Origin of the sequence: Methylobacterium cerastii (assembly GCF_022179125.1) — a bacterium.
In the GTDB taxonomy this organism is placed as follows: Bacteria; Pseudomonadota; Alphaproteobacteria; order Rhizobiales; family Beijerinckiaceae; genus Methylobacterium; species Methylobacterium cerastii.
On sequence record NZ_BPQG01000062.1, the window covers coordinates 21924 to 42380 of the forward strand.

Sequence of the window (20457 nt, forward strand, 5' to 3'; positions counted from 1 at the left end):
GGGCAGGGGCGTCGGCGACGCTCCTGCCCGTCGTCGCGCTCGTCGCCGGCATGGTCTCGCTCCAGAGCGGGGCGGCCCTGGCCAAGAGCCTGTTCCCGGCCGTCGGCGCCGCCGGGGTGTCGAGCCTGCGCGTCGGCTTCTCGGCCCTGATCCTGCTCGCGGTGTGGCGGCCGTGGCGGCGGAGCCTCGGGCTTCGCGAGGCCGGGATCATCGCGCTCTACGGCGCAGCGCTCGGGATGATGAACCTGACTTTCTACCTGGCGCTGCGCACGATCCCGCTCGGGCCGGCGGTGGCGATCGAGTTCCTGGGGCCGCTCGCGGTCGCGCTCTCGGACTCGCGCCGGGCGGCCGACTTCGCCTGGATCGGCCTCGCCATCCTCGGCCTCGGGCTGCTGCTGCCCCTGCGCGACGCCGGCGGCCTCGACCCGGTCGGCGTCGCCTACGCCCTGGTCGCGGCCCTGGCCTGGGCGCTCTACATCGTGTTCGGGCAGCGTGCCGGGCGGGTCGACGGCGGGCAGGCGGTGTCGCTGGGCATGCTGGCCGCGGCCCTGGTGGTGGCGCCGTTCGGCTTGGCGAGTTCCGGTGCGGCCCTGTTCGACCCGGCGACGCTGGTCCTCGGCTTCGGGATCGCGGTGCTGTCGAGCGCGCTGCCGTATTCCCTCGAGATGGTGGCCTTGCGCCGCCTGACGCGTCAGGCCTTCGGGGTGATGATGAGCCTGGAGCCGGCGATCGCCGCGCTTGCGGCGCTGATCCTCCTCGGCGAGCGCCTGTCGCCGCTCCAATGGCTGGCGATCGGCTGCGTGATCGCGGCCTCGGCCGGCATCACTGCCGGCGGTCGCAGGGCTGCGAAGGCGGCCGCGATGACGCCTTGAAGGCGGGCGCGGGCGGCCCCAGTGCGGTCAGCTCTCCCACACCTGCCCGGGCCGCATCGCCAAAAAACGCGCGCGCGGTTGCCCGGCCTGGTCCATCGCGGCGTCCAGCGCCTCGGCCGGCGCCTCGATGCCCTCGTCGGTGAGCTTGAAGGTGCCCCAATGATGCCCGAGCGCCTGGCGCGCGCCGAGCAGGTCGAGGGCGGCGACCGCGTCGGCCGGGTTCATGTGCTGCGCCTGCATGAACCAACGCGGCTCGTAGGCGCCGATCGGCAGGGTCGCGAGCCGCGGAGCCCCGAAGCGCCTCCGCACGTCGCGGAAGATCGCGCCGTCGCCGAAGCCGGTGTCGCCGACATGGTAGTGGACGCCCTCGGGCGACGTGATCACGAAGGCGCACCACAGGGCCATGCGCCGGTCGTTCAGACCTCGTGCCGACCAGTGGTAGGCCGGCGTCAGGTGCACGCTCACGCCATCGCCCAGGTCGACCGAGCCGCCCCAGTCGCGGGTCTCGACGTGCATCGTCTCGTCGTAGCCGCGCAGGATCGCGTCGTTGCCGAGCGGCGCGACGACGAGCGGCTGGTGCGCCTGCCAGATCCGCGCGAGGCTCGGCCCGTCGAGATGGTCGTAGTGGTTGTGGGTGATCAGCACGCAATCGATCGCCGGCAGGTCGGCCATCGCGATGCCGGGCGGGTTGACCCGCTTCGGCCCGGCGAAGCGCACCGGGCTCGCGCGCGTTGCGAAGACCGGGTCGATCAGGATGTTGCGGCCGGCGACCTGCACGAGGTAGCTCGCATGCCCGATCAGCACGACGCGCAGGTCCGAGACGCGCTCCGGCGGCCGGTCGGCCGGGAACGGGCTCGGATGGCGTTTCGGCCACGCCGTACCGCCGCGCTCCGCCTTCCAGCGGACGACGTCGCCCAGGGACTTGTCGGCGGCTTGCGTCTTGTCGGGGACTTGAGCCTTATCGGCGACTTGTGCCTTGTCGGCGACTTGGCAATTGTCGGCGACCTGGCCGGGCGCGAAGAACCGCACCCCGTCGAAGTGGTCGCTCGTCGGCCCGCGGTAATACGGGTTCCGCCCGCGCCGGTGCACGGCGTAGCCGACGCCGCCCAGGGTCATCACCGTGGCCGCGCTCGCGGCCGTGAGCAGGCTTCGCCGTTTCATGCCGTGATCACATGGCCGGCGCCGCCTGGGAATCAAGCCGACGTCCCTGTCGTCGCGAACTGGCACCGGGGACAGCCTCCGCGAAAATCGGCGCGAACTTCGCCTTGTGAACAGACGGCGGCCTCGCGCTGCGCTATGGCCTTGATGCACGTGAGGATCGAACCGCTGCCGCCATGGCCGTCACCGCCGCCCCGTCCTTCGGCAGGAACCTCCTGCTGCGCGCCCTGCAGCCCGCCGACCGGGCGCTGATCGCGCCCTACGCCGAACCGGTGGAGTTCGTGCGCGGCGACGTCGTGTTCGGCTCGGGCGACCCGGTCTCGCACGTCACCTTCCCCTGCGACCACACGGTGGTCACCCTGGCGATCACCATGCTCGACGGCCGCATGGCCGAGACGGCGACGGTGGGCTGGGAGGGCGCCGTCGGCGGCGTGGTCAGCCAGGGCTACCTGCCGGCCTTCAGCCGCGCCGTGGTGCAGATCGGCGGCCCGGCCTTGCGCGTGGAAGCCGGGCGCCTCCAGGCGGCCAAGCAGGCCTCGCGCACCCTGCGCAACCTGTTCACACGCTACTCCGACTGCCTGATCGCCCAGCTCCTGCAATCGGTCGCCTGCAACGCCCTGCACCCGATCGAGCAGCGCGCGGCCAAGTGGCTGCTGACCCTGCACGACCGGCTCTCGACCGACGTCCTGCCGATCACCCAGGACGTGTTGGCCGAGATGCTCGGCGTGCGCCGCACCTACCTGTCGGGCGTGCTGCGCGGCCTGCACGACCGCGGGATGATCGCAGTGGCCCGCGGGCGCATCACCATCCGCGACCGGGCGGCCCTGGAGCGGGCGGCCTGCGAGTGCCACGACCGCGTGCGCCGCCATTTCGAGGACGTGCTCGGCGCGGTCTACCGCGACGACGGCACGCTGGTCGCCGTCGACCTGGCGGCGGCCGGCGCGGCGGGTTCGGCCGCGCAAGGCGGTTCGGCCTCGCGAGAAAAGGCGGCTTGAGGCCATGACCGCCGCACCGACCCCGGACCCGCTCGACGGCGCGCGCCTCGCCGCCCTCGACGAATACGGCATCCTCGACACGCCCGCCGAGAGCGGCTTCGAGGACATCGTCCTCCTGGCCTCGCAGGCCTGCGAGACCCCGACGGCGCTCGTCAGCTTCGTCGCCAAGGACCGGCAATGGTTCAAGGCGCGGATCGGGTTCGACCCGTGCGAGACGCCGCTGACCCAATCGGTCTGCGCGCACGCGCTCGGCCGCGACGGCATCCTCGTCATCCCCGACCTGACCCGCGACCCGCGGACCCGCGACAACGCCCTCGTCACCGGCGATCCGCAGATCCGGTTCTATGCCGGGGCGCCGCTGCACACGCAGGACGGCTTCGCGCTGGGCACGCTCTGCGTCATCGACTCCGTGCCGCGCCCCGAGGGCTTGACGGCGCGGCAGACGGCGACCCTGACCGCGCTGGCGCGCCAGGTGATGGTCCAGCTCGAATTGCGCCGGGCGATCGAGAACCGCGAGCAGGCGCTCGCCGCCCGCGCCCGCGCCGAGGAGCAGCTGCGCCTCGCGGTCGAGGCCACCGGCATCGGCATCTTCGACTTCGACCTCGCCACCGGCGAGCTGCGCTGGGACGCGCGGGTGCGCGCCCTGTTCGGCGTGCCGGCGCGCGGCCCGATCACCTACGCGGAGACCTATCTCGGCGGCGTCCACCCCGACGACCGGGAGCGCGCGGACGCGGCGGTCCGGGCGGCCATGGACGCGGACGGCGTCGGCGTGTTCGACACCGACTACCGGGTGATCGCGGCCGACACCGGCGTCGAGCGCTGGCTCGCGGCCCGCGGCCGGGCGATCGTCGAGGACGGCGTCGCCGTCCGCTTCATCGGTTCGGTCCGCGACATCACCGAGCACAAGGCCGCCGACCTCGCCCTGAAGGCGACCGAGGAGCGCTACCGCCTGGCGGCGCGCGCCACCACCGACGCGATCTGGGACTGGGACCTCGTCGCCGACCAGGTCCGCTGGAACGAGGCGCTGACGCTCGCCCACGGCCATGACCTCGGCGCGGTGGTGCCGCAGGGCGCGTGGTGGCTCGCCCAGATCCATTCGGAGGACCGCGACCGGATCGCCCGCAGCATCCACGCGGCGATCGACGGCACCGTGGAGACCTGGACCGACGAGTACCGCTTCCGGCGCGGCGACGACAGCTACGCCGCCGTGATCGACCGCGGCTACATCATCCGCGACGACGCCGGCCGGGCGGTGCGGATGATCGGGGCGATGCTCGACATCACCCGCCGCAACGAGACCGAGCGGCGCCTGCGCCAGAACCAGGCGCAGCTGGACACCGTCCTGCAGACCATGCCGGTGGGCATCCTGCTGGCGGAGGCGCCGAGCGGACGGATCGTGTTCGGCAACCCGCGCCTGGAGCGCATCCTCGGCCACCCGACCGTGCAGGCCGAAGACCGGGACGGGTACGGCGCCTACCGCGCCTACCGGGCCGACGGGTCGCCGGTGCCGCCCGGGGACTACCCGCTCGCCCGCATCACCGCCGGCGAGGTCGACCACGCCGAGCTGGAGGCGCATTACCAGCGGCCCGACGGGTCGCGTCGCTGGATCGAGATCATCGGCGAGGCCGTGAAGGATTCCAACGGCGTCACCATCGGCGCGGTGGTGGCGGTCGGCGACATAGAGGACCGCAAGCGCGCCGCGCAGCAGCAGGACATCCTCCACCACGAGCTCGGGCACCGCCTGAAGAACACCCTCGCCCTGGTGCAGGCGATCGCGACGCAGACCCTGCGCAACGTCACCGACCTCGACGCCGCCCGCGAGGCCCTGTCGGCCCGCCTCGTGGCCATGGGCAAGGCCCACGACATCCTGCTCTCCGGCGAGAGCGAGAGCGCAGGCATGGAGGCGGTGCTGCGCGGCGCCCTGAGCATCCACGACGACGGCGGGCCGCAGCGGTTCCGGCTCTCGGGGCCCGACCTCGCGGTCGGCCCGAAGGCGGCGCTGTCGCTGGCGCTGATGGCGCACGAGCTGGCCACCAACGCGGTCAAGTACGGCGCGCTCTCGGTGCCGGACGGCAGCGTCGTCCTGCGCTGGGAGGTCGAGGGCCGCGACCGCGCGGACGGGAGCGCCGTCATCCACCTGCTCTGGCGCGAGCAGGGCGGTCCGTCCGTGCTCGAGCCGACCCGCAAGGGGTTCGGCACCCGCCTGATCGAGCGCGGCCTCGTCGGCGCGATCGGCGGCACGGTAAGGCTCGCCTACCCAAAAAGCGGGGTCACCTGCACGGTCACGGCCCCCTTGAGCGGGCTGCTCGAATCGTAAGCTGGACGCCGGTCTCGCTCAGCCCGGATCGTCCGCGGGCTTCGGCCCGGCGGGCGCGAAGAAATCCTCCGGCGGCGCCACCACGACGCGCCGCGCCGCGACGTCGAGGTCGGGGACGAAGGCCTTTGTGAAGGGCAGGAGCGCCGTGGCGCCCCCCTGTACGGGCTTGATCTCCAGGAGGTCGCCGCCGCCGTAGTTCGGCACCGCGACGACGGTCCCGATCACCGTGCCGGCGGCGTCGATCGCCGGCAGCCCAACGAGGTCGGCGGTGAAGACCTCGTCCGCATCCGGCTCGCCGAGTCGCTCGCGGGGGACGTAGAGGAGGGTGCGGTTCAGGGCCTCGGCGCCGGTCCGGTCGGAGACGCCGCGGACGCGCGCGACCAGGAGGTCGGGCGACGACCCGGGAGCCGGGCGCACGCTCGTAAGTTCGAACGTCCGGCCGTCGGCCGAAACGAGCGGGCCGTAGCCGGCGATGGCCTGCGGGTCGCCGGTATAGGATTTCAGGCGGATCTCGCCGTTGAGCCCCTGCGCCCGGCCGAACTCGCCCATCACGACGAGGTTCGGGTCGACCGAGACGGGGGCCGGCTTCGCCGCGGGCTTGGGCCGCGGCGAAGTCTGGGTGTCGGGCGCGATGGCGCCGCGGCGCGCGCCGTCGCCGCGGGATGGGCCTGCGGGACGACGCATGCTCTGGCTCCTCAGGCGGCCGCGTCCTCGGCGGGCTTGGCGGCCTTCTCGGCGCGCTTGGCGGCGCGCTCCTTGGCCTTCTCGCCCGGCTCCGCCTTCTGCGGGTTGTTGCGGGTCGGGCGCTTGGCGAGCCCCGCGGCGTCGAGGAAGCGTAGCACGCGGTCGGTCGGCTGCGCGCCCTTGGCGAGCCAGGCCGTGATCTTCTCGGCCTCGAGCACGATGCGGGCCGGGTCGTCCTTGGCCTTCATCGGGTCGTAGGCGCCGACCTTCTCGATGAAACGGCCGTCGCGGGGGGCGCGGGCGTCGGCGACGACGATGCGGTAGTACGGGCGCTTCTTGGCGCCGCCACGGGTGAGGCGGATCTTGAGGGACATGTCTTCAACTCCTGATGTGCTTCGATCGATCAACGAATGGTGAGTAGTGAGTAGCGAATGGAAGGCCGAAAGCCGCATTCGCTATTCGCTACTCCCCCTTCGCCCTACTTCTTCTTCCCGAACGGGAAGCCGCCGAGACCCGGCATCTTCGAGCCTCCGAGGCCCGGAAGGCTCGGCATCTTGCCAGCCCCCCCGAGGCCGGGGGGCATCGGCGGCAGCTTGCCGCCGAACTGCTTCTGCATCGCCTCGATCTGCTCCGGCGTCGGCTCGGGCATCCCCGGGGGCAGGCCGGGCATCCCGCCCATGCCGCCCGGCATCCCGCCGCCGCCGAGGCCGAACATCGAGCCCAAAGCCTGGCCGATGCCGCGCTTGCCCGAACCCATGGCCTTCATCATGTCGGCCATGGTCCGGTGCATCTTCAGGAGCTTGTTCAGCTCCTCGACCTTGGTGCCCGAACCCGCCGCGATGCGCTTCTTGCGGGAGTTCTTGAGCAGGTCGGGGTTCTTGCGCTCCTGCGCGGTCATCGAGGAGATGATCGCGCGCTGGCGCTTGAACATGTTCTCGTCGAGGTTGGCGCCCTCGACCTGCTTCTTCATCGCGCCCATGCCGGGCAGCATGCCCATCAGGCCGCCGATGCCGCCCATCTTCTCCATCTGTCCGAGCTGCATCGACAAGTCGTCGAGGTCGAACTTGCCCTTGCGCATCTTCTCCGCGGTGCGGAGCGCCTGCTCGTGGTCGATGGTCTCGGCCGCCTTCTCGACGAGCGAGACGATGTCGCCCATGCCGAGGATGCGGTTGGCGACGCGGGAGGGATGGAACTCCTCCAGCGCGTCGACCTTCTCGCCGGTGCCGACGAGCTTGATCGGTTTGCCGGTGACGGCGCGCATCGAGAGCGCCGCGCCGCCGCGCGAATCGCCGTCCATGCGGGTGAGCACGATGCCGGTGACGCCGAGCCGCTGGTCGAAGGCGCGCGCGGTGTTGACCGCGTCCTGGCCGGTGAGCGCGTCGGCGACGAGCAGCACCTCGTGGGGGTTCGTCGCCGCCTTCACCTCGGCGGCTTCCTGCATCAGGGCCTCGTCGACCGTGGTGCGGCCGGCGGTGTCGAGCATCACCACGTCGAAGCCGCCGAGCCGGGCGGCGTCCATGGCGCGCTTGGCGATCTGCACCGCCGACTGGCCGGCGACGATCGGCAGGCAGGCGACGCCGACCTGGGCCGCGAGGATCGCCAGCTGCTCCATCGCCGCCGGGCGGCGGGTGTCGAGGGAGGCGAGCAGCACCTTGCGCTTCTCGCGGTCGGACAGGCGCCGGGCGATCTTGGCGGTGGTGGTGGTCTTGCCCGAGCCCTGCAGGCCGACCATCAGGATCGGCACCGGGGCGGGGGCGTTCAGGTCGATCACGCCGGCGTCGGTGCCGAGCATGGCCACGAGCTCGTCGTTGACGATCTTCACGACCATCTGGCCGGGCGTGACCGACTTCAGCACGACGGCGCCGACGGCCTTCTCGCGCACCGCGTCGGTGAAGCCGCGCACCACTTCGAGGGCCACGTCGGCCTCGAGCAGGGCGCGGCGGACCTCGCGCATCGCGGCGGTGACGTCGGCCTCGGTCAGCGCGCCCCGACGGGTGAGGCCGGAGAGGATGCCGGACAGGCGGTCGGAAAGGCCCTCGAACATGGCGCTACTCGTCCAGGCCGGACGCGGCGGCGCGGCGCGCCTGGAACGCGTCCTCGAAGGCACTGAGCGCGCGGGCGAACTTGTCCCGGCACTCGGGATTGCAGAAGCCGACCACGGCGCCGTTGTAGAGCGTCAGGGAATCGGCTGCGATCGGCTTGCCCGACCAGGGGCAGAGCTCGTTCACGGCATCCTCGATGCGCAAGGCGGCGGATGGTGTCATGGCGTAAAGGTCATGGCGTGGGTCAAGGACGGCCTTCGTGAGGACGCCTGCCGCCAACGCCGAGCACGCCCGAGGGCGCGAACGCGCTGTCGGGCGTTGACCTCCGGCCTCGATGGACCGGTCGGCTTCGGAATCGACGACGAACGTCGGATGCGCCGGGCGATACGGAAGCCGGCGCCGAAAGTCAATTTTTGCACGCCCCGGCAGCTTCCCCGGCAGCCGCCCCTACGGCCGGGCTCGCCTTTTCGCCTGCCTCTCCCACCTTCGATGATCCGACGAAGCTTGAAGGAGGACGACCGCATGGCATACGTCTCGGCCAAGATCAGGGACGAGGGCAGGGCCGCCAAGACGCAGGGCGCGCCGCTCTCGGCCGACCCGTATCCCGCCGGCTCCCAGGACAGCGCCGACTGGCTCGAAGGCTACACCTTCGACGAGCGCGAGCAGAACGTCGACCGCGAGGTCGAGCCAGGGGTCGAGCCAGGCGTCGACACCGGCAAGGCCTGACGGAGGAGGGCGGGATCCGGCCCACATTCTCGCGATCGAACGCAGACGCAGCGTTAACTTTTACCGATCGTTAAGCATGTTCGGCACTGAATGGCCTCGATCGTTGAGGACACACCGATGTCGGACCCCGCCCGCAACCTGCCCCCGTACGAGTCCGGTGGACGCCCGACCCCGGGTCCGCTGCGCGACTGGCTTGCCGCCATGAAGGCCCAGGCGCCCGCCGCCCAGGCCCAAGCTCAGGCCCCCTTCCAGCCGCAGGCCGAGACGCGCCAGCCGCCGCGCCCCGAGCCCCGCGCCGCCGAGACGGCGTGGTCGCCCCGGATCGTGCAGCAGCCGGTCGAGGCCCCGCGTTCGAACCCGGAGGCCGAGGACATCTCCGAGCTGATGGCCGAAAACCTGATGCTGAAGGCGAAGCTTCGGATCGAATCCGACCGCCACGGCGAGTTGCAGACCCTGCTCGCCCAGGAGATCCGCGAGCTGCGCAACCACGTGCAGATCGAGATGAACGCCCTTCACGAAATCCGGGCCGAGCGCGACCACTTCCGGGTCGAGCGCGACCAGATCCGCGACGAGCTCGATGCGATGCGCGAGGAGCGCGACCTCTGGCGCGCCCGCACCGAGGCGCTGGCCCAGCCGCTGTTCCAGAAGCGCTGAGGCGCGTCGATCGCGGCGAGCCGCGGTCGTCGGACACGACGAAGGGCCGCCCTCGCAGCCGGCCCCTTTTGAAAAGCCGAAGGGCCGCCCGTGAGGGCGGCCCTTCCATTGCCGAACCGCGGTCCGGCCGAAACTGTCCCGAGAGTGCCCGGGCGCCCTTAGAAGGAGGCGCCGGAGGCGACGGTCCAGGTCCGGTAAGCCGAAGACAGCGGCTGATGACAATGAGACACTGGATCACCTCCTTTCGTTCGTTGCTGGGATCCCCAAGGTAGGTGGCGGGACGGCCCCTGTGAAGCCCCCCGCCTGCGTTGTCTCGCCGCCCCCCGTGGCAGGCTCCTCGGCCGCCTTCGCGACGCCGATCGGGCGTCAGGGGCGGCCCGCGACGACGGCGACGAGGTCGTTCAGGATCTGGGTCAGCTCCGCCTGCGCGGCGGGGGTGGACAGGTTGTGGTCGGTGCCCGCGACGATCGCGACCGGGGCGCCGAGGCGACGGGCGGCGCGCTCGGGCGTGCGCCCGACATGGCGGCGCAGGGCGGGCAGGCCCGGATCGCCCGCGGTGTAGACGAGGCGCAGATGCGCGCCCCGTTTCCGCATCGTCCCGATCCGTCGCAGGACGCTGCCGCCGGCGGGCCTCGGACGAAACAGGGCCTTCAAGCGGCGGTCGGCCAGGCGGAGGCCGCGGCGCAGGAGCACGCGGCCGATCGCCCGCACGCCGACCTGGCCCGTGAGCAGGCGACGCCACGTGCTGCCGTGACGGAGCAGGGCGGCATAGGTCGCGGCGCTTCCCACCGTCTGGCGCACCACGGCGTCGACGTCGTCCTCCGGGTGCCAGTCGAAGCAGTAGAGGTTGGCCAGGAGCGCCCCGGCGACGCGCGGGTCGCGCCAGGCCGCTTGGAACGCTGCGTAGGCGCCGCTGCAACTGCCGACGAGGACGACCCGTCCGGCGCCCCGCGCCTCCAGGTAATCGAGGGCGTGGCGGAAGTCGTGGAGGGTGTCGGGCGAGAACAGCGGCGAGGCGCCGCCCGGCCGGTCCGCGCTGTCGCCGATGCCGGCGAGGTCCATGCGCAGCGACGGCACGCCCTCGGCCGCGAGGGCGCGGGCCATCCGCGTCGCCTGCCGGCCCCAGCCGGAATGCGCGCTGAGGCCGGCGGCGACGAACAGGATCGTCGGCGCGCCGGTCGCCGAGCCGGCCGGACGGGCGTGGACGCCGAACAGGCCCGGCCCGAACCGGACCGCCTCCTCCAGCCAGCCGTCGCCGGCGAGCTTTGCCGGCGACGCGACCGGGGGCGCCGCCGTCGGGCGGGGCAGGGCGCCGGCGGTCGCGAAGCCGACCACGTCGGCGAAAGCCGCCTCCGGCGTCTCGGAGAACAGCGGGTTGCCGACGAGCTGGGCCAGGCCGGGCAGGGCGCCCGAGGTCACATGCGCGCCGAGCGCGGCGTAGCGCTTGGCGAGGGCGTCGGTCTCCGCGCCGAGGATCAGGATTTCGGGCGCCGGGCGCATCGTCGCCGAAGCGAGGTCGATCCGCGCGAGGTCGGCCGCGAGGTCGGGGCCGATCGGGAAGCCGCCGAGCGACAGGTGTCCGGGCGGCTCGGTCGGCACGGTGCCGTCCGAGAGCTGGTTCACCGCGGGCGCCCGCAGCTTCATCTCGCGCAGGTAGCCGCGCCCGGTCCGGCACGGCGCCAGCAGCGCGAGCCGGTCGATCCCGCCCTCCTCGGCGGCGAGCGCCGCCAGGGTTCCCCCGAGCCGCAGGCCGACGAGGACGACCTCCGTCGCACCGGCCTCCTCGCGCAGGACGCGCACCGCCCGGCGGATCGCCCCGAGCCACGCCTCCAGCGTGCCGGCGCCGGCATCCGTGGAATCGCCCTCGCCCGGATAGTCGAAGCGCAGGGTCGCGCAGCCGGTGGCGGCGATCCGCCCGGCGAGGTCCCGCCACGGGCGGTGCGCCGAAAGCTGCTCGAATCCGGTCGCCCCGCACAGGATCACGCCGCGCCGGGCGGTGCCCGGGCTGAACCAGCCGAACAGGCCGTCGACGACGACCGGTTCCGCTTCGACGGGCGACGGATGTGGGGGCGGCGGCGCGTGCATCATCGAGGCCTTAGAACTTCACGATCTCGTTTGTGTTCACGGCGCGAACGATCCCGTGCGGATTCCCGCCGCCGACGAGGGCGATGCGGCGGGACGCGCCGGGGGCGAGGTGGAAGCCGTCGTCGGCGGGCCGGGCGCCCGCCTCGGTCTCGATGCGCACGCAGAGCGCGTGGCGGTCCGCCGAGACCCGGAGGACGGGACCGGCAGCACCCGGTTCGATCGCGGCGGCGAGGCCGACTGGGCGCGGCGCGGGATCGCGCCCTTGCGGGAAGTGGAAGCTCTCGGCGAGGACGGCGTCGGCGTCCGCATCGACCAGGCTCGCATGGGCGAGGGCGTGCGCCATCGGGCCGAAGCGGTAGCTCCCGGTGGCGTCGAAGAAGCGCCCGAGCAGCGTCGCGCTCGACCATGTGCCGGAGCTGCGCGGCGCGACTGCGACCGCACGCTCTGCCTTCGCCACGGCGCGCCCCTCGGCGTCGCTGAAGACGAGGCGCAGGACGGCGGAGAGCGGCGCGGCCGTCTCGTTGTGGACGTGGAGATGGAGGCCGTTCAGGCCCTCGTCCGAGATCGTCACCTGGACGGGGCGGAAGGCGCGCTTGAGGGCGTACCACGCCGACTTCGGCCGGCCGGCCGCGTCGACGACGCCCCAGCCGATGCCGGGGGCGAGGTCGCGGAAGAACCACACCAGCCCGCCGGCGGTGGGCGAGCGCGCCCGGCGCCACTCGGCGAACACCGCCTCCATCACCTCGGCGCTGGCCGCGCGGGCGAGCGCGCAGTAGCGATCCGGGTCGTCGCGGCGCAGGGTCTCGGGATCGAGCCCGAACAGGTCTTGGATGTAGTGGTCGCGGACCTGCTCGAACTCCCAGTCGGCGCCGCGGTCGCGCGGGACCGTGGCGGCCCAGCCCGGGCTCGCGGGGTCGCAGAGATCCGCCTCCCGCAGGGTCGCGGCGTCGGGGACGTTGGCGAAGGCCAGGCATTCCGAGGCGAAGCCGACCTCGGCGCGGCGCGCATCCTCCAGCGGCCGGCGGTAGGCGCCGACGCCGTAATAGTGGGCGAGCCCGGCATCGGTCGAGAACGGCAGGTCCCCGCCCGACGGCGAGTTCGGCACCACCACGAGGTCCGGCCGCAGGCGGGCGACGCGGGCGGCGAGCACGTCGTCCGACAACCCGCCGGTCCAGGCGTCGCGGGGGAAGCCCAGCATCGCCGCCTGCTGCGCGACCTCGCTGCCGCCGCACAGGACGCAGAGCGCGGGCGAGGCCTGCGTCCGGTCGAGGAAGCCGTCGATCTCGGCGAGCAGCCGGTCCCGGAAGGCCGGGTCGTCGATCGGATAGTCGAAGTTGGCGAGCATCAGGTCCTGGAACACCAGGATGCCGCGCTCGTCGCACAGGTCGTAGAAGGCGTCCGCCTCGTAGAGGGTGATGCCGGACACCCGCAGCATGTTCATGCCGGCTTCCTGCGCCAGCGCCAGCAGCGGGCGGCAAGCCTCGGCGGAATGGCCGACGAGGTCGGCCGGCGTCCAGCACGCGCCGCGGCAGAACACCGGCACGCCGTTGACCGTCAGGCTCAAGCCCTCGGCGAACGGACGGCCGAGCGCGATCGTGCGAAAGCCGACGCGGCCGAGCGCCAGCACGTGGCCGTCGATCTCGGCCTCGACCGGATGGAGCCGGGGCTCGCCGTGCGTGTGCGGCCACCACGGGGCGACATCCGGGATCAGGACCTCGCCGGCGAAGCAGCCCGCGGCGTCGGCCTCGATCACCGCCGCGGCGCCGGCGCAGCGGAGCGTCAGCCGGGAGCCTCGAACGTCGGCCAGGGCGAGGCGGAGCCGCAGCCGGCCGGTCCCGCCGTCGAGCTCGGCGCGCAGGTCGGCCGACAGCACGCGCGGGACGCCGGCGCCGAGCGCGGTCCGGGTGACGGGGCGGTAGGGGCCGACGGCGTCGACCGCCGGGCACCAGCCGGGCATGAAGCCGAGGAGGCTGGTGCGGACGTGGCGCAGCGATCCGGGCGTCGCCAGCCTCGGTCGCCAGCGCCCGCGGCGGTTGGGCCGGGCGAGCGCGACCTGGAGGGCGCGAAAGCACAGGGCCAGCTCGACCGTGCCGGCGCCGTCCACCTCGACGGCGTAGGCAAGGAACATCGAGCGCGTCTCTAGGCGGAGCGTGCCGTCGACCCAGATCTCGGCGAGCGTCGCCAGCCCCTCGAAGCGCAGGGATTCGCGGCCGTCGAGCGACAGCGTCGTGCGGTACCAGACGTCCGACCCGTGGAGCGGCGTCGGCGCGGCCTCGGACCAAAGGCCGGCCGCGCGGAGCGCCGCCGCCGCGGTGCCGGGAACCTCGGCCGGGATCCAGCCCGAAAGACTCGCCGCGTCGCCGGGACCGGCGCAGGCGCCGGGCGCCGTGACGACGAGCTGCCACGGGCCGTCGACCCGGCGGGGCGGGACGCCGTCGACGGCGTGGAGGCGGGCCACGGCGCCGTGCCCTCAGCGCAGGGCGCGGTCGAGGGCGGCGAAGACGGCGTCGTAGCTCGCGGCCGGGCGTTCGAGGGCGGCCGCGAGCGGCGCGGCGTTGCGGCGGCCGAAGGCGCGGGCGAGCTGGAACTGGAACGCCTTGGTCTCCTGCGCCAGGCGCGTCGCCGCCTCGGCGGTCGCGCCGAGTTCGGCGAGGCCCGAGGCGTCGAGCCAAGCGAGGTGGCTGCCGAGGAGCTCGAAGTTCGCCCCGAGCTGGCGCGTGGTGTTGAAGGCGTAGCTGTGGAACACCGACAGGGGCTGGCGCACCAGATCCTCTCCGGTCCCCGCCAGCGCGTCGCGGAAGGCGCGCACGGGGTTCGTCTTCGGCGCGCGCGCGCGGTGCGCGTTCAGCATCGTGCGGGCGGCCGTCCGCAGGGCGCCGGGTGGCAGGGGCGGGGCCACCACCTTCACGAACTCGGCGTAGGGCGGCAGCAGGGTGGGGCCGAAGATCCCGTCGTAGTCGGCGCCGGAGAGCTGGAAGCGGCCGGCATTGTGAAGGTAGTCGAGGGTGCGACGCCGCGCATCGAGCGCGAGGATCGCGATCGTCGTCTTGGCGTGGTCGCGGCCGTAGGTGGTGCCGGCGGTGTCGGGCAGGTGGATCGCGTCGACCTCGACGAGCACCGGGCAGCCGCGGGTGGCCTGGATTGCGGCGTGGCGCTCGAGCCCGCCGTAGACGGCGAGTTCCTCGAGGCGCAGGCCGTACAGCGCCTCGATGTCGGCCATGGACGGCTTGAAGAAGGTGAACTGGTCGCCCTCGAAGTCCTGCCGCAGGGTGAAGCCGAGCATCGCCTCCGGCTCGAGCCCGCGCCCGTGCAGCAGCTCGATCCAGAGGTCGACGTAGCAGTTGGTCTCCGGCCACGCCCGGTCCTGGGCGTGGAGCGGATGCGAGGCGGGCGCCGGGGCGGCATCGTGGACGAGGGCGAGGGCGGCCGACACCGATCCTAGCCCCAGAGCTGCTTGCGCACGTCCGCCGGCCAGGCGGCGAGGTCGAGGCCGTGGTGGCGCAGCAGCGCCAGCGTGATCCGCTCCAGGCCGAACCCGACGCAAGCCGTGTGGGCGACCGCGCCGTCGGCCTGGCCGATCTCCCAGGTGCTGCCGAAATGGTCCTGGTGGTAGTTGAAGCTCAGGCAGGCGGTGGGCTGCTCCGTGCTGTTGACCGGCACGTTGAGCTCGAACTTCAGCCCCTGCATGCGCTGGTTGTTGGCCAGCATCCGCCCGGCGCGCCCGAAGAACGGGTCGTTGGCCGGGTCGACCGCCAGCGGCAGGCCGAGGTCGCGCATCATCGCGGTGCCGCGCTCCAGCCAGACCTCGCGGAAGGCCAGCACCTGCTCGGGCGAGCCCATGCGGACGTATTCGCGCATGCGGAACATCTGCATCCGGGTCGGCTCGACCGAGGGCTCGTGGCGGAAGCAGTAGGATTGCAGGTCGAACAGCAGGCCTTCGGCGGGGAGGGGACCGCGGGCGGCGGCCACCGGATAGAGCGGGTAGCAGGCGGCCGGCGTCAGCACGATGTCGGTGCAGGCCTGGTCCTCGGTCCAGTCCTTTCCGGCCTCGACGCAGGCGAGGAGGCGCGCATGGGCGGCCTCGTCGCCGCAGAAGCTGTGCACGGTGCCGGCCAGGTTGGGGAAGCCCTTGAGGTAGCCGCTGCGCTCGAAGGCCGGGCGGCTCATCCCCGGCGGGAAGCGTATCCGCTCGGCCCCGTCGGCCGCGCCGAGGCGGGAGACGAGGGCGTCCAGCGCCTCGACCACGCTCTCGAAGTCGCCGCCGCGGCCATAGAGGCCGTCGATCCCGGTGCGTACCAGGTGGCCCCGGTCGAACAGGCGGTCGAGGAAGGAACGCGGTTCCGCCTCGTCCCCGGCGGACGGCAGCGCCTCGAACGGCGTGGAGGTGGGATCGGCCAAGCTGTCCATCACGCGCCCAGGAATGTGCCGCCGCCCTTCTGCACCAGCAGAAGGTTGGCCGTGTTGCTGTGGATACGGTCGTTGCTGATCATCAGCGGCGCCGAGAGCACGTCGCGCAGCGCCCGGCCGAGGCTGAACGGGGTGCCATTCTTGTAGCCGGCGATGCCGACGATCCCGAGCGCCACCTGCACGATGGACACCGCCATGGTCGAGGCGGTGGTCTTGACGTTGTTCAGGGCGATCGCGAAGCCGATCGAACCGAGCGCCGCAGGCGACCCTTGCGCCTCTTCGTAGTGGCGCAGGCCGCCCTGGATCGTCCCCTTCATCGCCTGCAGCGAACTCGTCGCCTCGGCCAGGCGCAGGGCGCCGGGGGGCACCGTGCCCGGCCGGCGGCGGGCCTCGGCCTGCACGAAGGTCCGCGCCCGGTCGAGCGCATGGCTCGCGATCCCGAACCAGACGCTGCTCCACAGGAGGTGCGAGGCGGCCAGCATCGACTGGGCCGCGATCTCGGCGAAGGGCTTGGGCAGGATCTGGGCGACCGGCACGTCGCGGGCGGCGAGCACGAAGCCGTCGCTGCAGGTGCCGCGCATGCCGAGCGTGTCCCAGCGGCTGGTGCGCTCCAGGGTGAACTGGTCGGACGTCAACGCGACCAGGACCTGGTCGGAGGAGGCGGCCTCGGGATGGCGCCGGCCGGTGGCGAGGATCACGTCGGCGTGGGCGCCGTAGGAGATCACGGTGGCGTCCTTGCGGAAGGCGAACACGTCGCCCTCGGCCTCGACGGCGCAGAGGCTGTTGCGCAGGTCGCCGCCGATGCCGCCCTCGGTGGTCGCCGAGGCGACGAGCAGCTGCCGCTCCGCCACCCGCTGCATCAGCGCGCGGTGCCAGGGGCTCTCGGCCCCGTGGGTGACCAGGCTCGCGACCTTGATCTGGTGCATCGCGAACACCATCCCGGTGGCGGCGCAGGCCTGCCCCAGGCTGAAGCACACCTCGGCCATCCGGCTCATGTCGGCGCCCTCGCCGCCCAGGGCCTCGGGGATCTGGATCCCGAGCAGCCGCTCCGCGCGCAGGGCCGCCACCGCCTCGGCGGGGAACCGCCCGTCGCGGTCGACCGCGTCGGCATGGAGCGCCGCCACCTGCGCCACCCGGCGCATGCGCTCGGCGAAGGTCGGCGCGGGAAGGCGCGATTCGGCGAGAATCGGCTCGGGAGGAATCGTTTCGCCCGGGGCGGGGTCGGCGGCGATGCGTTCGGCGAGCGCGCTCATCTGGGCGAGCGCGTTCATGCGTCCACCGGCTCGACGATCGTCGTGACGGTGCTGCGGATCGCCCGGATCGTCGCGAACGAGGTGCGGTTCAGCAGATGATCGGGGAACTCGATGTTGAAGCGCTCCTCGAGCGCCAGCATCAGCTGCACGGATCCGAAGGAGCACAGCCCCTTGTCGAACAGATCGTCGTCGTCCGAGAGCCGGTCCACTTGGCCGGAGAGGGACTCGATCCCGCCGAGGGTCTCGCGGATGTCTTGAGAGGAAATCATCATACGCAACACCATCTGAACCGAATCCAAGATGCCGGCCTAGACTATGATCGTCAATTCTTACTCGACAATAAAGTTAACTTAATTATTAGTAAATGCCTGAGTTATGGTATCTAACTCGCTGAAATCAGGTATTCGCCGCCATACGCCACGAGGGCCAAACGCGGTGAGGCCACGACGCGACGTGCAAGATCACGATCCGAAGCATGCCGCAGAGTGAAAGAACGACATTGCGCACAATCGGAATGCGAAGTGCCGTCCGGATCTGTGTTTCGACGCGTTCCGCGACGGGATGGGCGAAACAGATTGCTACATCCGTCAGCAAGCTGGCTAAAGGCCAGTCGATTCGTTGCCGTCATGCAACAGCGGCGTCGCACAAGGTCTTGGCGGACGATTCGACATTGCTCGGGGGAACCGGTTCGCACACAGTGATCGGGCACTGGGGGCATCGCAAAAGCGGGCCCGATGAGCCCGCACCCAAAAAGCGGGCCGCACAAGAAACGTACGTCGCGATCGGCCCCGGCCGCGCGACCGTACGATCCTCGGGTCTCGAAGCTTTTGGAGATATCTATGTCGCTCTTGAAGAGCACCCTGCTCGCTTCGGCCGCCGGCTTCGCCGCCGTCGCCGGCGCCCAGGCTGCCGATCTGCCGGTCAAGAAGGCCGCCCCGATCGAATACGTCCGCGTCTGCACCGCCTACGGCGCCGGCTTCTTCTACATCCCGGGCACCGACACCTGCATCCGCCTCTCGGGCCGCGCCCGCCTCGAGGCCGGCTACCAGACCCCTTACTCCCGTCAGAGCGGCAACGGCGGTGATACCACCGGCTACGGCACCCGCCTACGCATCAACGTCGACGCCCGCACCCAGACCGGCTACGGCACGCTCCGCGCCTTCCTGCGCCTCGAGACCGGCTCCCGCACCGGCGGCGCCTACGCCGGCGGCACCTCCGGCACGCAGCAGCGCATCGGTCAGGCTTTCCCGGGCCTCGGCGTCGACCAGTTCGGCCGCGCCCAGCAATACGTGAACACCGACAAGGCGTTCGTGCAGTTCGCCGGCTTCACCGCGGGCCGCGCCTCGTCGTTCTTCGACTTCTACGCCCACGACTTCGAGATGGGCGGCGCCACCGCCGGCTCCGACCTCGCCTCGACCAACCTGCTCGCCTACACCGCAACGCTCGGCAACGGCTTCTCGGCCACGATCTCGGCCGAAGACCCGACCTTCCGCCGCTCGCCGATCTTCTCGCCCACCGTCAACGCGGCCGGCGTGACAGTTAACGGAGCCGTCGCGAACTTCGGCCTCACCGTATCGCCCGTGCCCGTCGTCATCGGCGTCAACGCTGCTGGTTTCCCGACGCGCTTCTCGAACATTGACGCGATCGAGCGCAACCGGATGCCCGACTTCGTCGGTGCCCTGCGCTACGACGCCGCCTGGGGTTCGGCACAGATCTCCGCCGCCGTGCACGAGATCAACGTCGGCAACGTCGCCAACGGTAACGGCAGCGGTACGTTCGCCACTGTCGGTGGTGTCACGGCCGCTACCGCTGCGACAGGGAGCAACGTCAGCATTCCGCACACCAGCAGCGAGTACGGCTACGCCGTCCAGGGCGGCCTGAAGATCAACATGCCCTTCATCGCCCCCGGCGACACGCTGTACCTCCAGGGCGCCTACGGCGTCGGCGCGCAGCTCTACACCGGCTACTCCTCGTACTCGGGCTCCTACGCTCAGTCTGCGGCGACGATCCAGGGTCAGAAGTTCTCGCAGTACTTCTCCGACGCGACGATCAACCCGTTCACGGGTCAGCTGAGCCTGTCCGAGAGCTTCACCGTCTCCGGCGCCTATCTGCACTACTGGGCACCCGAGTGGCGTTCGGCCTTCTTCGGCTCCTACGGCGAGCAGTCGTTCTCGGCAGGCGCCCGCGCCGGGCAGGGCGACGCCTTCTCGCTTGTCAACGGTAGTACCAACACCTTCGGCAGCAACGCCGTTGGTGCGCCCGGCACCCGGTTCTACAACCTCAGCCAGGCGCTCCGCGACACCTACCAGTTCGTCGGCGGCGCAAGCATCATCTGGTCGCCGGTCAAGGACCTCGATATCGGTGTGGAAGGCTTCTACACCCAGATCGGCGTCAAGAACGGCCGCGTGATCGACAACGACAAGGATCCGACCGCCTACTCGGCCGCTCGCATCGCCGCCATCAACGCCGGTGGCTTCGTCCGCACCGCGACTTCCGACGGCGTCTCGCAGGTCCGTATCCGCGTCCAGCGCGACTTCTAAGTCAGGCAGAGACATCGCGCGGTCCCCGAGGGAACCGCGCGACGAGGGGCTTCGAGAGACCCACGGCACGATCGAGGCCCGGCTGCAGCAGCCGGGCCTTTTTCGTGCCGGGCCGTGCGCGTCGTCGCAGGTTTGATACCAACTCTCATTGATCAGAACGCATGGGCCCATTGGCGCAGTCCGATGGGCAGGATGCGCCAGGGTTGGGCGATGAGCTTTTTCCAGGCGTCACAGCCATGATCGATGATGTCGTCGTAGGATGGGAAGACCCGGTTTCCGAGCCAGTTGTCGCGAAGGAACTGCCGGAGGTTCTCGACCGGGTTGAGTTCGGGTGAGCGCGCCGGCAGGGGCAGGAGGGTGATGTCGTCGGGAACCGGCAGCTTCCTGGTGGTGTGCCAGCCGGCCTGGTCGAGCAGGAGCACGGCGTGGGCGCCAGGAGCGATGGTCGTTGCGATTTCTTCGAGGTGATGAGCCATGGCTGACGTGGTGCAGCGGGGCGTGACCAAGCCTGCGCCGACGCCCCGGGCCGGGCAGATCGCCCCGAAGACGTAGGCCGAGGCCGTGCGCTGGTCCTTGGGGGCCGAGGGTCGCGTTCCGCGCTCGGCCCAGCGCCGGGTCAGGGTGTTCTTCTGGCCGACACGAGCCTCGTCGCAGAACCAGACCTCTATCGGCTTGCCGCCGACGGCCTGCGCGATGTCCGCCAGACGGCGAACTGGGCCTTGGC

At 71.8% G+C, this 20457-nt stretch carries 18 protein-coding genes; 6 read left to right on the plus strand and 12 right to left on the minus strand.

The features are described 5' to 3' along the window. The first annotated feature begins 50 nt into the window (after window positions 1-50). Entirely contained in the window at window positions 51-872 is an 822-nt protein-coding gene (locus MFF13_RS19515; protein WP_147830557.1) for an EamA family transporter, read from the plus strand. Between the two features lie 27 nt (window positions 873-899). Here MFF13_RS19515 and MFF13_RS19520 read toward each other — a convergent pair whose 3' ends face one another. Next, the gene (locus MFF13_RS19520; protein WP_147830537.1) at window positions 900-2033 is read right to left on the minus strand and encodes an MBL fold metallo-hydrolase; all 1134 of its coding nucleotides are present in this window, start codon (window positions 2031-2033) and stop codon (window positions 900-902) included. Window positions 2034-2206: 173 nt separating this feature from the next. On the opposite strand from MFF13_RS19520, the gene MFF13_RS19525 reads away from it, so the two are divergent. Together MFF13_RS19525 and MFF13_RS19530 are read left to right on the plus strand one after the other, a co-directional pair. Continuing rightward, a complete protein-coding gene (locus tag MFF13_RS19525; RefSeq protein WP_238272772.1) occupies window positions 2207-3025 on the plus strand; it encodes a Crp/Fnr family transcriptional regulator in 819 nt (272 codons plus the stop codon). Between the two features lie 4 nt (window positions 3026-3029). Continuing rightward, complete coding sequence (locus tag MFF13_RS19530) at window positions 3030-5342, plus strand: PAS domain-containing protein (protein WP_147830541.1); 2313 nt, start codon at window positions 3030-3032, stop codon at window positions 5340-5342. A gap of 18 nt (window positions 5343-5360) precedes the next feature. Here MFF13_RS19530 and rimM read toward each other — a convergent pair whose 3' ends face one another. From rimM to MFF13_RS19550, 4 genes are all read right to left on the minus strand, one after another. Further along, entirely contained in the window at window positions 5361-6026 is a 666-nt protein-coding gene (rimM, locus tag MFF13_RS19535) for a ribosome maturation factor RimM (protein ID WP_147830544.1), read from the minus strand. 11 nt (window positions 6027-6037) lie between these two features. After that, window positions 6038-6400, minus strand: a complete 363-nt coding sequence (gene rpsP / locus MFF13_RS19540) for a 30S ribosomal protein S16 (protein ID WP_147728730.1) — start codon at window positions 6398-6400, stop codon at window positions 6038-6040. 104 nt (window positions 6401-6504) lie between these two features. Next, window positions 6505-8070 carry a signal recognition particle protein gene (gene ffh, locus MFF13_RS19545; RefSeq protein ID WP_147830546.1) on the minus strand — a complete coding sequence of 522 codons (1566 nt, stop codon included), beginning with the start codon at window positions 8068-8070 and terminating at the stop codon, window positions 6505-6507. A gap of 4 nt (window positions 8071-8074) precedes the next feature. Continuing rightward, on the minus strand, window positions 8075-8290 hold the full coding sequence (locus MFF13_RS19550; RefSeq protein WP_147830548.1) for an eL24 family ribosomal protein: 216 nt from the start codon (window positions 8288-8290) through the stop codon (window positions 8075-8077). A gap of 300 nt (window positions 8291-8590) precedes the next feature. Here MFF13_RS19550 and MFF13_RS19555 point away from each other — a divergent pair, with 300 nt between their 5' ends. After that, a complete protein-coding gene (locus MFF13_RS19555) occupies window positions 8591-8794 on the plus strand; it encodes a hypothetical protein (RefSeq protein ID WP_147815421.1) in 204 nt (67 codons plus the stop codon). A gap of 117 nt (window positions 8795-8911) precedes the next feature. Continuing rightward, window positions 8912-9448, plus strand: coding sequence for an ATPase (locus MFF13_RS19560; RefSeq protein WP_147815420.1), 537 nt, complete (start codon window positions 8912-8914; stop codon window positions 9446-9448). Window positions 9449-9814: 366 nt separating this feature from the next. Here MFF13_RS19560 and MFF13_RS19565 read toward each other — a convergent pair whose 3' ends face one another. From MFF13_RS19565 to MFF13_RS19590, 6 genes are all read right to left on the minus strand, one after another. Then, window positions 9815-11536 carry a thioesterase gene (locus MFF13_RS19565; protein WP_238272773.1) on the minus strand — a complete coding sequence of 574 codons (1722 nt, stop codon included), beginning with the start codon at window positions 11534-11536 and terminating at the stop codon, window positions 9815-9817. A gap of 7 nt (window positions 11537-11543) precedes the next feature. Beyond that, window positions 11544-13991, minus strand: coding sequence for a glycoside hydrolase family 2 protein (locus tag MFF13_RS19570; protein ID WP_238272774.1), 2448 nt, complete (start codon window positions 13989-13991; stop codon window positions 11544-11546). A gap of 12 nt (window positions 13992-14003) precedes the next feature. Next, window positions 14004-14966 carry a DUF1839 family protein gene (locus MFF13_RS19575; protein ID WP_238272775.1) on the minus strand — a complete coding sequence of 321 codons (963 nt, stop codon included), beginning with the start codon at window positions 14964-14966 and terminating at the stop codon, window positions 14004-14006. Between the two features lie 5 nt (window positions 14967-14971). Then, complete coding sequence (locus tag MFF13_RS19580; protein WP_238272780.1) at window positions 14972-15898, minus strand: amino acid--[acyl-carrier-protein] ligase; 927 nt, start codon at window positions 15896-15898, stop codon at window positions 14972-14974. A gap of 41 nt (window positions 15899-15939) precedes the next feature. Further along, window positions 15940-17082 carry an acyl-CoA dehydrogenase family protein gene (locus MFF13_RS19585; protein ID WP_147754113.1) on the minus strand — a complete coding sequence of 381 codons (1143 nt, stop codon included), beginning with the start codon at window positions 17080-17082 and terminating at the stop codon, window positions 15940-15942. A 125-nt stretch (window positions 17083-17207) separates the two neighbouring features. After that, window positions 17208-17462: an acyl carrier protein gene (locus MFF13_RS19590; RefSeq protein ID WP_147754112.1), complete on the minus strand. Its 255-nt coding sequence runs from the start codon at window positions 17460-17462 to the stop codon at window positions 17208-17210. Window positions 17463-18032: 570 nt separating this feature from the next. Between MFF13_RS19590 and MFF13_RS19595 the strand changes: the two genes are divergently transcribed. Further along, window positions 18033-19733, plus strand: a complete 1701-nt coding sequence (locus MFF13_RS19595) for a porin (RefSeq protein ID WP_238272776.1) — start codon at window positions 18033-18035, stop codon at window positions 19731-19733. Between the two features lie 152 nt (window positions 19734-19885). Here the strand turns inward: MFF13_RS19595 and MFF13_RS19600 are convergent. Next, window positions 19886-20457 (minus strand): IS630 family transposase (locus tag MFF13_RS19600; RefSeq protein ID WP_238272777.1); only part of this gene is annotated, 572 nt, incomplete at its 5' end.

Bases quoted from the DNA above. Each gene is read 5' to 3' on its own strand.
- MFF13_RS19560 (WP_147815420.1), top strand. From the start codon at position 8,912: ATGTCGGACCCCGCCCGCAACCTGCCCCCGTACGAGTCCGGTGGACGC.
- MFF13_RS19590 (WP_147754112.1), bottom strand. From the start codon at position 17,462: ATGATTTCCTCTCAAGACATCCGCGAGACCCTCGGCGGGATCGAGTCC.
- rpsP (WP_147728730.1), bottom strand. From the start codon at position 6,400: ATGTCCCTCAAGATCCGCCTCACCCGTGGCGGCGCCAAGAAGCGCCCG.
- MFF13_RS19585 (WP_147754113.1), bottom strand. From the start codon at position 17,082: ATGCGCCGGGTGGCGCAGGTGGCGGCGCTCCATGCCGACGCGGTCGAC.
- MFF13_RS19515 (WP_147830557.1), top strand. From the start codon at position 51: ATGGTCTCGCTCCAGAGCGGGGCGGCCCTGGCCAAGAGCCTGTTCCCG.
- ffh (WP_147830546.1), bottom strand. From the start codon at position 8,070: ATGTTCGAGGGCCTTTCCGACCGCCTGTCCGGCATCCTCTCCGGCCTC.
- MFF13_RS19565 (WP_238272773.1), bottom strand. From the start codon at position 11,536: ATGATGCACGCGCCGCCGCCCCCACATCCGTCGCCCGTCGAAGCGGAA.
- MFF13_RS19595 (WP_238272776.1), top strand. From the start codon at position 18,033: ATGTCGCTCTTGAAGAGCACCCTGCTCGCTTCGGCCGCCGGCTTCGCC.
- MFF13_RS19555 (WP_147815421.1), top strand. From the start codon at position 8,591: ATGGCATACGTCTCGGCCAAGATCAGGGACGAGGGCAGGGCCGCCAAG.
- MFF13_RS19520 (WP_147830537.1), bottom strand. From the start codon at position 2,033: ATGAAACGGCGAAGCCTGCTCACGGCCGCGAGCGCGGCCACGGTGATG.
- MFF13_RS19530 (WP_147830541.1), top strand. From the start codon at position 3,030: ATGACCGCCGCACCGACCCCGGACCCGCTCGACGGCGCGCGCCTCGCC.
- rimM (WP_147830544.1), bottom strand. From the start codon at position 6,026: ATGCGTCGTCCCGCAGGCCCATCCCGCGGCGACGGCGCGCGCCGCGGC.
- MFF13_RS19550 (WP_147830548.1), bottom strand. From the start codon at position 8,290: ATGACACCATCCGCCGCCTTGCGCATCGAGGATGCCGTGAACGAGCTC.
- MFF13_RS19525 (WP_238272772.1), top strand. From the start codon at position 2,207: ATGGCCGTCACCGCCGCCCCGTCCTTCGGCAGGAACCTCCTGCTGCGC.